General features: G+C 70.6%; 13 protein-coding genes. 6 read left to right on the top strand and 7 right to left on the bottom strand.

Annotated elements, in window-relative coordinates; translation table 11 throughout:
- The first annotated feature begins 100 nt into the window (after window positions 1-100).
- Entirely contained in the window at window positions 101-817 is a 717-nt protein-coding gene (locus ABZ863_RS23285) for a response regulator transcription factor (protein WP_091796107.1), read from the top strand.
- A gap of 66 nt (window positions 818-883) precedes the next feature.
- Window positions 884-2,125 carry a ribonuclease D gene (locus tag ABZ863_RS23280; RefSeq protein ID WP_358539171.1) on the top strand — a complete coding sequence of 414 codons (1,242 nt, stop codon included), beginning with the start codon at window positions 884-886 and terminating at the stop codon, window positions 2,123-2,125.
- Between the two features lie 95 nt (window positions 2,126-2,220).
- Here the strand turns inward: ABZ863_RS23280 and ABZ863_RS23275 are convergent, their stop codons facing one another.
- The 4 genes from ABZ863_RS23275 to dxs all read right to left on the bottom strand — a co-directional run bounded on the left by ABZ863_RS23275 (window position 2,221) and on the right by dxs (window position 6,199).
- Window positions 2,221-2,352, bottom strand: a complete 132-nt coding sequence (locus tag ABZ863_RS23275) for a hypothetical protein (protein WP_358539170.1) — start codon at window positions 2,350-2,352, stop codon at window positions 2,221-2,223.
- Between the two features lie 34 nt (window positions 2,353-2,386).
- Window positions 2,387-3,523, bottom strand: a complete 1,137-nt coding sequence (locus tag ABZ863_RS23270; protein ID WP_358539168.1) for a HAMP domain-containing sensor histidine kinase — start codon at window positions 3,521-3,523, stop codon at window positions 2,387-2,389.
- Window positions 3,520-4,215, bottom strand: a complete 696-nt coding sequence (locus ABZ863_RS23265) for a response regulator transcription factor (RefSeq protein ID WP_358539166.1) — start codon at window positions 4,213-4,215, stop codon at window positions 3,520-3,522. Before ABZ863_RS23265 ends, ABZ863_RS23270 begins: the two co-directional genes overlap by 4 nt.
- Before the next feature lie 61 nt (window positions 4,216-4,276).
- Window positions 4,277-6,199 (bottom strand): 1-deoxy-D-xylulose-5-phosphate synthase, encoded by a 1,923-nt coding sequence (dxs, locus tag ABZ863_RS23260; RefSeq protein WP_358539164.1) that lies wholly within the window; start codon window positions 6,197-6,199, stop codon window positions 4,277-4,279.
- Between the two features lie 145 nt (window positions 6,200-6,344).
- Between dxs and ABZ863_RS23255 the strand changes: the two genes are divergently transcribed.
- Window positions 6,345-6,923, top strand: coding sequence for a putative glycolipid-binding domain-containing protein (locus ABZ863_RS23255; protein ID WP_358539162.1), 579 nt, complete (start codon window positions 6,345-6,347; stop codon window positions 6,921-6,923).
- A 13-nt stretch (window positions 6,924-6,936) separates the two neighbouring features.
- On the opposite strand, the gene ABZ863_RS23250 is transcribed toward ABZ863_RS23255, so the two are convergent.
- Complete coding sequence (locus ABZ863_RS23250; protein ID WP_358539160.1) at window positions 6,937-7,653, bottom strand: FCD domain-containing protein; 717 nt, start codon at window positions 7,651-7,653, stop codon at window positions 6,937-6,939.
- Window positions 7,654-7,744: 91 nt separating this feature from the next.
- Here ABZ863_RS23250 and ABZ863_RS23245 point away from each other — a divergent pair, with 91 nt between their 5' ends.
- The gene (locus tag ABZ863_RS23245) at window positions 7,745-8,254 is read left to right on the top strand and encodes a gluconokinase (RefSeq protein ID WP_358539159.1); all 510 of its coding nucleotides are present in this window, start codon (window positions 7,745-7,747) and stop codon (window positions 8,252-8,254) included.
- Between the two features lies 1 nt (window position 8,255).
- On the opposite strand, the gene ABZ863_RS23240 is transcribed toward ABZ863_RS23245, so the two are convergent.
- Window positions 8,256-9,440 carry a class I SAM-dependent RNA methyltransferase gene (locus ABZ863_RS23240; RefSeq protein WP_358539156.1) on the bottom strand — a complete coding sequence of 395 codons (1,185 nt, stop codon included), beginning with the start codon at window positions 9,438-9,440 and terminating at the stop codon, window positions 8,256-8,258.
- Window positions 9,440-11,491, bottom strand: coding sequence for an APC family permease (locus tag ABZ863_RS23235; RefSeq protein ID WP_358539153.1), 2,052 nt, complete (start codon window positions 11,489-11,491; stop codon window positions 9,440-9,442). Before ABZ863_RS23235 ends, ABZ863_RS23240 begins: the two co-directional genes overlap by 1 nt.
- Before the next feature lie 140 nt (window positions 11,492-11,631).
- Between ABZ863_RS23235 and ABZ863_RS23230 the strand changes: the two genes are divergently transcribed.
- Window positions 11,632-12,297, top strand: coding sequence for a TrkA family potassium uptake protein (locus ABZ863_RS23230; RefSeq protein ID WP_358539401.1), 666 nt, complete (start codon window positions 11,632-11,634; stop codon window positions 12,295-12,297).
- Window positions 12,297-12,953, top strand: a complete 657-nt coding sequence (locus ABZ863_RS23225; RefSeq protein WP_358539151.1) for a TrkA family potassium uptake protein — start codon at window positions 12,297-12,299, stop codon at window positions 12,951-12,953. The genes ABZ863_RS23230 and ABZ863_RS23225 overlap by 1 nt, the downstream gene beginning before the upstream one ends.
- Window positions 12,954-12,959 lie beyond the last annotated feature (6 nt).

Below are 12,959 nucleotides of genomic sequence, written 5' to 3'. Positions count from 1 at the left end.
CATCCGACGACACCACTTTCGGTCTAAAGCTGGCGCGGCTGATTGGCCGAAAGTCCCGGTGCCGGTCGGGGGGCACGACCGACTCCAGGGAGGTAGTGACGTGGCTGCCGTCGGCTTTTCGCAGGCCGTTCGATCCACGCCAGCCGGCGCCTTGCCGGCAAGCATGGTTCCGCATCCGCGGGAAGAGTTGTTTTCCGTGCTGGTGGTCGATGACCACCCACTGTTGAGGGAGGCGATTGCCGCACGACTGGCGCAGATGGGCGCCGGCACGGTGCACGAGGCCGCGACGGTGGCCGAGGCGAGGGCGAGGGCAGCGGCCACCGGGCCGTGCGATCTCGCGATCCTCGACCTCGGACTGCCCGACGGCAGCGGCATTGAGCTGGTCACGGAACTCCGTAGCAGCGGATGGCCGCGAGTGGTGGTGCTCGCCTCGTCGGACGACCCGTACGCGGTGCGGTCGGCGTTCCAGGCGGGCGCCCAGGCCTATCTGCTGAAGTCCGCCTCGCCGGTGGTGGTCACCGACGGCGTGCGGCGTGTCCTCGAGGGCGGCGTCTATGCCGACCCGAGCGTGGCGCCGGTGCTTGCCACCGGCACCAGGGTCGCCGGCACCGACAACACCCCGCGTGAGCTCTCAGCGCGCGAGGTCGAGGTGCTGCAGCTGGTGGCAGACGGTCAGTCGAACAAGGAGATCGGTGAAGAGCTGAGCCTCTCCGCGCTGACGGTGAAGTCGCACCTGTCGCGGATCGGCCGCAAGCTCGGCACCGGTGACCGTGCTCAGATGGTGGCGCTGGCCATGCGTGCCGGCGTCATCCGCTAGGTACGTGGCGTCTCTACGGGGCGGGCAAGCCAGGCGCGGCGAGCCCGTCCCGTAGGGTTGAATGCTGTGGAAATCGCAGATCTCGGCTCCGAGGTGCCGGAGGAGTCTGCGCCCATACCGCTGACCGAACCGGCGGGGGGCACCCCGCCGGTTGTTTCTGACGTCGCCCAGCTGCGCGAAGCGTGCGATCGGCTGGCGGCGGGCAGCGGCTCGATCGCCGTGGACACCGAACGGGCATCCGGGTACCGGTACTGGCCGAAGGCCTATCTGGTGCAGGTCCGGCGAGAGGGCGCAGGCACCGTCCTCATCGACCCGATCCCGCTACACGAGCACCTCCAGCCGCTGGCCGAGGTGCTCAGCAGTGCTGAATGGGTGCTGCATGCGGCCTCGCAGGACCTGCCGTGCCTCGCAGAGCTCGACCTGCACCCGCCCGCACTGTTCGACACCGAACTGGCCGGCAGGCTCGCCGGATACGAGCGTGTGGCACTGGGCACCCTCGTCGAGGCGCTGCTGGGCTACCAGCTGGAGAAGGGCCACAGCGCGGCCGACTGGTCCAAGCGCCCGCTGCCGACGGACTGGCTGAACTACGCCGCGCTCGACGTCGAGCTGCTCGTGCCACTACGGGAGAAACTCGAAGCCGAGCTGTCCGCACAGGGCAAGCTGGACTGGGCACAGCAGGAGTTCGAGGCGGTCCGAACGGCCGCACCCGCACCACCGCGGTCCGAGCCGTGGCGGCGCACGTCCGGCATCCACAAGATCCGTACCCCGCGCGGGCTCGCGGCTGTCCGCGCTATGTGGGAGGCGCGGGACGAGCTCGCCCGCAAGCGGGACCGGGCCCCGAGCCGGGTACTGCCGGACAGTGCGATCATCAACGCCGTCCTCGCCGATCCACGCACGAGCGCGGACCTGCAGGCGCTGCCCGTGTTCGGCGGGCGCGTGCAGCGGCGGTACACGAACAACTGGCTGCGGCACCTGCAGGCGGCCAGGACATTGCCCACCGCCGAGCTGCCCAGCCTGACGGTGCCCAACGACGGCCCTCCCCCGCCGAACCGCTGGGCCGACAAGGATCCGGTCGCGGCAGCCCGGCTGGCGGCAGCCCGCGCGGCGCTGACGAGAATCGCCCAGCACCACCGGTTGCCCGTGGAGAACCTGCTGCTGCCGGACCTGTTGCGGCGCACCTGCTGGCGGCCGCCGGAGGACCGCTCGCCCGACGGTGTCGCGGAGGCACTGCGCGCGGGAGCCGCCCGCCCGTGGCAGGTCGAGCTCACTACCGTGGAACTCAGCAAGGCCCTGCAGGCCACTGCGTAGCGCTCCCCGGCGCTTTCTGGAAACCGGACTGTTGCCGGCTCACCGCGCTCGGCGCGTGCCGGGCACCAGCGCCGTGCCGTATAGGGCATTATACATCAGACCGGCGCGTCGGGATGGGGACCGAGGCGTTCGCCGTCGTCGAGAGTCGCGAACGCGGCCATGTCCTGCTCGTCCGGCTCGAACTTGGGGATCGCGATGTGCCCCAACCCGAGGTGCCAGCGCAACACGACCTCTCACCGACCATGCCCCGACCGTAACCGGCTATCCGGTGGCCGGTAGGTGCACCGTGACCGAGAGCCCGCCGCCCACGACCGGCTCGGCGTTCACCACACCACCATGCGCCTGGACGGCAGCACGCACGATCGACAGCCCGAGGCCCGCTCCAGAACGCGCGGTGCGCGCCACCCCCGCCCTGCGGAACGGTTCGAACAGCTCGCCGACCGTCGCCGGGTCGATGAGCGGTCCCGACGAGCGCACGCGCAGCGTCACCGAGCGCGCCCCTGGCTGGGTGGTCACCTCGAGCCAGCCGCCGTCGACGTTGTGCCGCACGGCGTTCTCCAGCAGGTTGCCTGCCACTCGCTCCAGCAGCGCGGAATCCCCGGTGGTCAGAGCTGGCGTCAGGTGCAGATCCACCCGCAGCCCGCGCTGCTCTCCCTCGGCCCGCACCGCGCTCCAGGCACGGCCTGCGACGACGGCGAGATCCACCGGCTCGGTGAGTGTCAGCCCGGCGCCGTCGGTGCGCGCGAGCAGCAGCAGCGAACCGACCAGCTGGTCAGCGCGTTCGGTCGCGTCGCGCACTACGGCGGCCATGCGGCGCAGCTCGGCTTCGTCGGCATTCTCGTCGGCCAGGGTGACGTCCAGCTCGGTGCGAATCACCGACAGTGGTGTGCGCAGCTCGTGACTGGCGTTGGCGACGAAATGCCGCTGCGCCTCGAAGGCGGCCTGCAGCCGGTCGAGCATGGCGTCGACGGTACGTGCCAGCTCCGCCAGCTCGTCCCGGGTGGTGAGCTCGCCGATCCGCTCCCCCAGCGACTCCACCGACAACCGCTGCGCCGTATCGGTGATCTCGCGCAGCGGCCGCAGCACGCGGGAGGTCAGCGTCCAGGCCAGGATGCCGGAGGCCGCCACGACGAAGCAGAACGCGATCGATCCCGCGATCACCACCCGCTTGCGGGCGTGGTCGCGTAGATGCTCGGCCAGCACCGAGGCGTCCACTGTGGAACCGTCGACCCGCACGGTCGTACCAGGAGGCAGCTGGGGTACCGCCGCCACCGCGTCACCGACGAGAGTCCAGGCCAGCCACAGCAGCACCACGCTGACCGATGCGGCCAGAACCGTCGCGAGCACGGTGATACGTGCACGCAGGCTGCGCGCCGGGAAGCCGGTTCGCGGGGTCACCCCCGAAGGGAACCAGACCCCGCGGTCGAACCCGCATCCGGCACCCGGTAACCCGAGCCCACCACCGTCTCGATGATGCCCGGCTCACCGAGCTTCTTCCGCAGGGTCATCACCGTCACCCGCACCGTCGTGGTGAAGGGGTCGGCGTTCTCGTCCCAGACCCGCTCGAGCAGGTCCTCACTGCTGACCACGGCACCACCCGCGGCCAGCAACACCTCGAGTACCCCGAACTCCTTGCGGGTCAGCTCCACGAGCCGGCCCGCCCTGCGCACCGTCCGCCGCGAGGGGTCCAGCTCCACGTCGCCCGCGGTCAGCACGGGCGGCGCGGCCGGTGTGGCACGCCTGCCCAGCGCGCGCACCCGCGCGACGAGCTCGGGGAACGCGAACGGCTTGGCCAGGTAGTCGTCGGCCCCGAGCGACAACCCTTCGACCCGGTCGGACACGGCACCACTCGCGGTGAGCATGAGCACCCGCGTCAGCTCGCCGGAGGTGACGATCTCCTTGCACAGATCGTCACCGGACATCCCTGGCAGGTCCCGGTCGAGCAGCACCACGTCGTAGCGCGTGACCGACGCCTTCTCGTGCCCCTCGTCGCCGGTGAAGGCGACGTCGACGGCCATGCCCTCGCGGCGCAGCCCGCGCGCTATCGCCTCGGCCAGCGGCGCTTCGTCCTCAACTACCAATACCCGCACGTCAACACGGTGTCACAGATTCCTGAGAAGGACCTATGTGAAGGGCGGATGTGCTGAAAGGTCAGTCGCGAGGCGATTCGACCGCGTTCGGCGCCGGCGTGGCGGACTGCCCCTCGCCGAGCCGGTTGGCCGCCCACTCGGTGACCCGGCGCGCGACGTCCTGAGCGGTCAGCCCGATGTCGGCGAGCACCTCCTCGCGGGTCCCGTGCGGGAGGAACCGTTGCGGGATCGCCAGGTCACGCAACGCGACATCGCAGTCGGCATCACGCAGGGCGGCCGCCAGCGCGGAACCGAAACCCCCGTGCCTGCCACTGTCCTCGACGGTGACCACCAGCCGGTGTTCCGCTGCCAGCTCCACCAGCTCGTCCGGCACCGGCACGACCCACCGCGGGTCCACCACGGTGACCCCGATGCCCTGGTCGGCGAGCCGGTCCGCCGCAGCGAGCCCGAGGCGCGCGAACGCGCCGACCACGACCAGCAGCACGTCGTCGCTGGTGCCGCGGCGCAGCACATCGACGGTCCCGATGCGGGTCAGCGCCGGCACCGAGTCCACGACGCCGCCCTTGGAGAACCGCAGCGCTGTGGGACCGTCGGAGACCGCCATGGCCTCACGCAACTCCTCGCGCAGCGTCTCGGCGTCGCGCGGTGCGGCAACCCGCAGGCCCGGGACCATGCCGAGCAGGGAGAGGTCCCACATGCCGTGGTGGCTCGGCCCGTCCGGGCCGGTGATGCCCGCCCGGTCCAGCACGAGCGTCACAGGCTGCTTGTGCAGGGCCACGTCCATCAGGAGCTGGTCGAAGGCGCGGTTCAGGAACGTCGAGTACACGGCGACCACCGGGTGCAGCCCGCCCATCGCCAGTCCCGCCGCCGAGGTCACCGCGTGCTGCTCGGCGATGCCCACATCGAACCAGCGGTCCGGGAAGGCCTCGGCGAACTTGTGCAGCCCGGTCGAGCGCAGCATGGCCGCGGTGATGGCGACGACGTCGTCCCGCTCGGCGCCGATCCGCACGATCTCATCGGCGAACACCGACGTCCAGCTCGGTCCCTTCACCGGCGGCAGCCCGGTCTGCGGGTCGATCGGGTCCGTCTGGTGCATCTGGTCGGCTTCGTGGTTGACGGCAGGCGCGTAGCCGTGTCCCTTCTGTGTCACCGCGTGCACGATGACCGGCCCGCCGAACGCCTTGGCGTTGTGCAGGGCCTTCTCCAGCGCGCTGAGGTCGTGCCCGTCCACCGGGCCGAAGTACTTGAGGCCGAGGTCGGAGAACATCACCTGCGGGCTGAGCGCGTCCTTGATCCCGGCCTTCGCGGCGTGCAGGGCCGTGTACAGGGGCTTGCCGACCACGGGCGTGTGCTGCAGCAGCTCGCGTCCGCCGTCGAGGAACCGCTCGTAACCGGGCCGCAGCCGCAGCGAGGCGAGGTGCTCGGCGAGGCCGCCGATGGTCGGTGAGTAGGACCGGCCGTTGTCGTTGACCACGATGACGACCGGGCGGTCGGGGTTGGCGGCGATGTTGTTGAGGGCTTCCCAGCACATGCCGCCGGTGAGGGCGCCATCGCCGACCACGACGACGGTGTGCCGCCCGCCACCGGCGAGCTGGAACGCCTTGGCGAGACCGTCGGCATACGACAGCGCAGCCGAGGCGTGGCTGTTCTCGACGTGGTCGTGTTCACTCTCCGTGCGCGCGGGGTAGCCGGCGATACCACCCTGCTGGCGCAGCTGGTCGAAACCATCGCGCCGGCCAGTGACGATCTTGTGCACGTAGGACTGGTGCCCGACATCGAACAGGATCGCGTCGCGAGGCGAGTCGAACACCCGGTGCAGTGCGAGTGTCAGCTCGACCACGCCCAGGTTCGGCCCCAGGTGTCCCCCGGTCTTGCACACCTTGTCGACGAGGAACTGCCTGATCTCCTCGGCCAGCACGCCCAGCTGCTCGTGGTCCAATCGCTTGAGGTCGGCCGGTCCGTTTACGGACTCCAGCAACGTCACCCTCCACCTCGCTCGCCGTCGGTTCCTGCCTTGACCGCCTAGTCTACGGAGAGTCCGCGGCTGTGAATTCACCCACACGTGGTGGATACCTTTGTCCGAGCGTTTCCCGCCGGTGCACTGGCTTGCACTGGCTACAGTCACCGCCATGCCCTTCGCCACACCGCCCGCGAGCGCGGCATGGACGCATGTGACTGCGCGCGCAGGGTTCGAAGTCAGTTACTTCCGGGTGTCGGCGGACGGCTGCCACATCGACGGATGCACTACCGCGGTCGAGGACGGCCTGCCGTGGATCGTCGCCTACCACATCGTCGTGGACAGCGGCTGGCGGACGCGGGCAGCCCGCATCACCGGGCGGACGGCTGCCGGGGAACGCACGACAGTGCTCGAGTCCGACGGCGCGGGGCACTGGCGCATCGACGGCGCGGCAGCGCCCGAGCTGGACGGCTGCCTTGACGTTGACCTCGAGTCGTCGGCGATGACGAACACCTTCCCCGTGCATCGCCTCGACCTGCCGCTCGCGGCGCGCGCGGCAGCCCCGGCGGCCTACGTCCGCGCAAACGACCTGTCCGTCCAGCGGCTGGAGCAGGACTATCAGCGCGTGGGCACGGAGGACGCCCAGCAATACGACTACGCCTCCCCCGCGTTCGACTTCGCCTGCCGGCTGGCCTACGACGAGTCGGGGCTGGTGCTGTCCTATCCCGGCATCGCCGTCCGGACGGCCTGAGAGCGCCGGCGGCTCAGCGGTCCCACAGCGGCTGCATCGCGTCACGCACCTCGGCCAGCAGCTTCCGCATGGCGGCCTCGGCGTCCTGCCCACGCCCCGCGCGGACCGCACGGGCGGCCTCCTCGTGCAGATCGAGTGCCTCGGGTACCGGTTGGTGGGGCATGAGACCGAGCTGGGTGCGGCCCCGCAGCACCACGGCCACGACATCGGCGAGCGCACCGAACATCTCGTTGCCGCTGGCTCGCAGCAGCAGCGTGTGGAAGGCGACGTCGAGCTCGAGGAAGTCATCCAGCCTGCCCGCCTCGCCCAGCGCCCGCATCTCCGCCGCGAGGTGCACGATATGGTCGCGCTGCGCGGCCGACGCGGAGCGGGCTGCCGCACTCGCCGCGAGCGGCTCGACAGCAATGCGCAGCTCCGTCAGCGAACGCAGCTGCGCGGGCCTGCCGGAGCCGGACAGCCGCCACCAGATCACCCTGGGATCGAAGACGTTCCACGCCTCACGCGGCTGCACGGTGATGCCGACGCGGCGCCGGGACGTCACCAGCCCCATCGACTCGAGGATCCGCATGGTCTCGCGGGCCACCGTGCGGGAGACGCCGAACCGCTCCTGGATACGGTCCAGCGTGAGCACGTGCCCGGCGGGCAGCTCACCGGAGGTGATCTCGGACCCGAGCGCGTCCAGCACTGTGCTGTGCCGGACCTCGGCGCCCGGCTCGAAACCAACGCCCACTGACAGAGCCTATCCCGGGTGAGGACTTCCCCGACCGACCTAATGGTGTTATCTTTCATCGCCAAAGGTAGCACCTTTAAGAGGAGCCGTGATGACATCCACATGCCTGGTGGTGATGGGGGTATCGGGCGCGGGCAAGACCACCGTTGCCCAGCTACTCGCCGAGCGGCTCGGCTGGCGGATGGCCGAGGCCGACGAGTTCCATCCACAGGCCAACATCGACAAGATGAGCGCGGGCGTTCCCCTCACCGACGCCGACCGGGCGCCGTGGCTGCGGACCATCCGGGACTGGATCAGCGAGCGCGCCGCCGCCGGCGAGAACACCGTTGTGACGTGCTCGGCGTTGAAACGCTCCTACCGCGACATCCTGCGCGAGGCGAGCGCCCGCGTGCGGTTCGTGTTCCTCAGCGGCAGCGCCGAGGTCGTCGGCACGCGGCTGGCCGACCGCACCGGGCATTTCATGCCACCGTCCTTGCTGGACTCACAGTTCGGCGACCTCGAACCGCTCGCGTCCGACGAGGACGGCATCACCGTCGACGTCGCAGGCACACCTGGCCGGATCGCCGACTCGGTCATCGCCGACCTCGGCGGAACCGCCTGAATCACCGGGTCAGCAGGGCCACGCATTCGACGTGGTGCGTCATCGGGAACGCGTCGAAGGCACGCAGCCGCCGCAGCCGGTAACCGTGCTCGGCGAAGGCGGCCACATCGCGCGCCAGCGCCGCGGGATCGCACGCCACGTACACCACGCGCTCCGGCGAGGCATCCACAATGGACTTGACGACGGGCAGGCCGGCTCCCTTGCGCGGCGGATCGAGCACGACGACCTCGGGCCGCTCGGCGGCGCCGGCCAGCACGTGCTCCACCCGGCCGCACTGCCAGCGCACCTGCGGCAGATCGGCCAGGTTCGCCTCGCCGTCGGACACCGCGCGGCGACCCGACTCGACGGCGAGCACCGCGCCGTCCGGCCCGACCTGCCCGGCGAGCACCGAGGCGAACAGGCCGACCCCGGCGTAGAGGTCCCACACGCGAGCGCCGGGCGATGCCGCCGACCACTCCCCCACGGCGTCGGCGAGCGTGCCGGCCGCCGCCGGGTGCACCTGCCAGAACCCGTGCGCGGCCAGCCGCCACCGGCGCCCCGCGCCCTCCTCCACCGCCACGCCTCCACTGAGCTGGCGCGGCCTGCCGCCCTCGCGCACCTCAGCGACGTGCACTCGCCCCGTGCCGTCCTCGGTCACCTCGACCTCGGTACCGGGCCGCTTGCGCCGCTCCAGACCGGCCGCGGCCGCCTCGCGGAGGGTGATCGGGCAGTCGGTCAGCGGGATCACCCGGTGACTGCGGTGCGCGCGCAGACCCGGCGTTCCGTCCGGGCCCGCCACGAACCGGACGCGCGTGCGCCAGCGCAGCAGGTCCCCCGGTAGCTCCTCGACCTCCACCGGCCGGTCCAGCCCGGCCAGCCTGCGCAGCTGCTCGGCCACCACCTGCGCCTTCAACCGCCGCTGCGCGGCGCCGCTCGCATGCTGCCAGTCGCAGCCACCGCACAGCCCCGGCCCGGCGGCAGGGCATGGCGGTGCGACGCGATCCGGCGAGGGACGCAAGACGCGCACCGCGTCGGCGCGGCAGAACGCCTTGCCCCGGTCCTCGGTGATCTCGGCGACGACGAGCTCACCCGGCAACGCGTGCCGGACGAACACCACCCGGCCCTCGGCGCGGGCGACACAGTGCCCGCCGTGTGCGACCGCACCGACCTCGAGCTCGAGCGTCCGGCCGGTCCAATCCTGTGTCACTACTCGGAGTCCTGTCCCTTGCTGGAGCGACCGCGGCTGCCGTCCGGTCCCTGGGCCAGCTCGTAGAGGCCGCGCCGGACGTCACCGGCGACCGGGCGCGCCCGGTCGGCGCGCGTCGAGGCGATCTTGGACGACTCCAGCTGCCACGGCACGCTGGTGACCATCACCCGCGACTGGAACAGCAGCCGGGTCTTCAGCCGCAGCGCGCTCTGGTTGTGCAGCACGTGCTCCCACCACCGGCCGACCACGTACTCGGGGATGAACACGGTGACGACGTTGCGGGGGTGATCGCCCCGGATGCGCTTGACGTAGTCGAGTACGGGCCGGGTGATCTCCCGGTACGGCGACTCCACCACCTTCAGCGGCACCGTGAAGCCACGGCGGTGCCACTCGTCCATGAGCTTGCGCGTGTCGGGCTCGTCGACGTTGACCGTCACGGCTTCGAGCACGTCGGGGTGGGTGGCCTTGGCGTAGGCGAGCGCGCGCAGGGTGGGCCGGTGCAGCTGCGACACCAGCACGATGGCGTGGTTGCGCGCGGGCAGGGTGATCGGCTCCCCCTCGACCTCCTTGAGCTCCTCGGCCACCCGGTCGTAATGCTTGCGGATGCCGCCCATGAGGAAGTAGATGGCAGCCATCGCGGCGATCGAGATCCAGGCACCGGCGAGGAACTTCGTCGCCAGGATCACCAGGAGCACCGAGGACGTCATGAACAACCCGAACGCGTTGACCGACTGCGCGCGGCGCATCCGGCGCCGGACCGCCGGATCGGTCTCGTCGCGCAGCTCGCGGCTCCAGTGCCGGATCATCCCGCTCTGGCTGAGCACGAACGACACGAAGACACCGACGATGTAGAGCTGGATGAGCTTGGTGACGTCGGCGTTGAACACGATGACGAGCACGATCGCCGCGCCGGCGAGGAACAGGATGCCGTTGCTGAACGCCAGCCGGTCGCCGCGGGTGTGCAGCTGGCGCGGCAGGAACCGGTCCTGCGCCAGTATCGAGCCCAGCGCCGGGAACCCGTTGAACGCTGTGTTGGCGGCCAGGATCAGGATCAGGCCGGTGAAGAAGATCACGTACCAGGTCGCGGGCGGGAAGCCGGCGAACACGGCGTTGGCGAGCTGGGCGACCAGCGTCCTCTGCTCGTAGCCGGGTGGCGCGTTGACCAGCTGGCGCGCCGGGTCCTCCGCCATGATCACGCCCGTGCGGCTGGCCAGGAACAGCAGGCCGAGGAACATCGTGATCGCGAGCGTGCCCATCAACAGCAGCGTGGTGGCCGCGTTGCGCCCCTTCGGCTTGCGGAACGCCGGTACGCCGTTGGCAATGGCCTCGACACCGGTGAGTGCCGCGCTGCCGGAGGAGAACGCCCGCAGGATCAGGAACACGAACGCCAGACCGACCAGGTGGTCCTCCTCGGCGACCAGGTGTAGGCCCGCGCTCTCCGCGCGGATCTGCTCACCCAGCACGAAGGTGCGAAACGCCCCCCAGGCGATCATGGCGAGGATGCCGATCACGAAGGCGTAGGACGGGATCGCGAAGGCGGTGCCCGATTCGCGCGTACCGCGCAGGTTGATCGCCATCAGCACCAGGATCGCCACGACCGCGAACTCGACCTTGTAGTCGCCGACGAACGGCACCACAGAGCCGATGTTGGCCGCGGCCGAGGCGATCGACACGGCGACGGTGAGGATGTAGTCGACGAGCAGCGCACTGCCGACGACCAGGCCCCACCGTGGACCGTGGTTGACCGTCGCGACCTCGTAGTCGCCCCCACCGGAGGTGTAGACGCGGACGTTCTGCCGGTAGGAGGCGACGACCGCAACCATGACGAGCGCGACGACCAGCCCGATCCACGGGCTGTAGACGTACGCGGATGCTCCGGCGATCGACAGCACGAGGAGGATCTCCTCGGGCGCGTACGCCACGCTCGACATCGGGTCGGATGCGAACACCGGCAGCGCGATCCGCTTGGGAAGCAGCGTGTGCGCCAGCCTGTCGCTGCGGAAGGGGCGGCCCAGGACGAGCCGTTTCGTCGCCGTGGCGAACTTGGACACGGCAGGAGCGTAATCCCCGATGTTGTGCGGGTATGTCGCGCCCGGGTCCTTCGGGGATCGCCTGCGCACCTGCTCACGAGAACGGCAGGGTGCGGGGTAGGTTCAGCGCTGTCGGCGACGACTCGGAGGAGGCAGACGAAGTGCACGTGGTGATCATGGGGTGCGGTCGCGTCGGCGCGTCCCTGGCCGCGGCGCTGGAGCGGCTCGGCCACGACGTCGCCATCATCGACCGGGATCCCGAGGCGTTCCGCCGCCTCGGCAGCGACTTCCACGGCCAGCAGGTAATCGGGATGGGGTTCGACCGGCAGGTGCTGGTGGAGGCCGGCGTCGAGAGGGCAGGCGCGTTCGCTGCCGTGTCCAGCGGTGACAACTCCAACATCATCTCCGCGCGGGTGGCCCGCGAGAACTTCGGTGTCGAGCACGTCGTCGCACGGATCTACGACCCGAAGCGCGCGGCCGTCTACGAACGGCTGGGCATCCCCACCGTGGCGACCGTGCCGTGGACGACCGACCGCTTCCTGCGCACGCTGCTGCCGGACGGCGTCGCCACCTCGTGGCGTGACCCGACGGGGACCGTCGCCCTGCTGCAACTGCCCCTGCACGAGCGCTGGATCGGGCACAGCGTGCGCGAGCTGGAGGAGGCCGCCGGCTGCAGGGTGGCATTCGTCATGCGGTTCGGCACCGGGGTGCTGCCGCAGTCCAAAACCGTGCTGCAGGCCGGCGACGAGGTCTACGTCGCCGCGCACTCCGGCACGGTCAGCGACGTCACGAGCGTGGCTGCTCGCGGTCCTGAGGAGGAAAGCTGATGCGTGTCGCGATCGCAGGCGCGGGCGCTGTTGGCCGCTCCATCGCCTCCGAGCTGATCGAGGCGGGGCACACGGTGATGCTCATCGAGCGGCAGTCGCAGCAGTTCATGCCGGAGACGGTCGAGCAGGCCGACTGGGTGCTCGGCGACGCCTGCGAGGTGTCGACGCTGGAGGAGTCCGGAATCCAGCTGTGCGACGTCGTGATCGCCGCGACCGGCGACGACAAGGTGAACCTCGTTGTCGCCCTGCTGGCGAAGACGGAGTTCGCGGTCCGGCGTGTTGTTGCCAGGGTGAACAACCCGGCCAACGAGTGGCTGTTCAACGATAGCTGGGGCGTCGACGTCGCGGTGTCGACACCGCGCATGCTCGCCGCGATGGTCGAGGAGGCCGTGAGCGTCGGCGACCTGGTGCGGTTGATGACGTTCCGGCAGAGTCAGGCCAACCTCGTCGAGCTGACCCTGCCCGCCGAGACGCCGCTCGCGGGCATGCCGGTGCGGGACCTGGCACTGCCCCGCGACGCCGCGCTGGTGACGATCCTGCGTGGGGATCGGGTCATCGTGCCGCAGCCGGACGACCCGCTGGAGGCCGGTGACGAGCTGCTGTTCGTCTCGCCGGGCGATGTGGAGCCGGAGATCCGCAAGGCGCTCGGTTACTGAGCCGCG

This window comes from Saccharomonospora sp. NPDC046836 (assembly GCF_040645195.1).
Lineage (GTDB): Bacteria > Actinomycetota > Actinomycetes > Mycobacteriales > Pseudonocardiaceae > Prauserella_A.
This window is presented reverse-complemented; position numbering and strand designations above follow the sequence as displayed.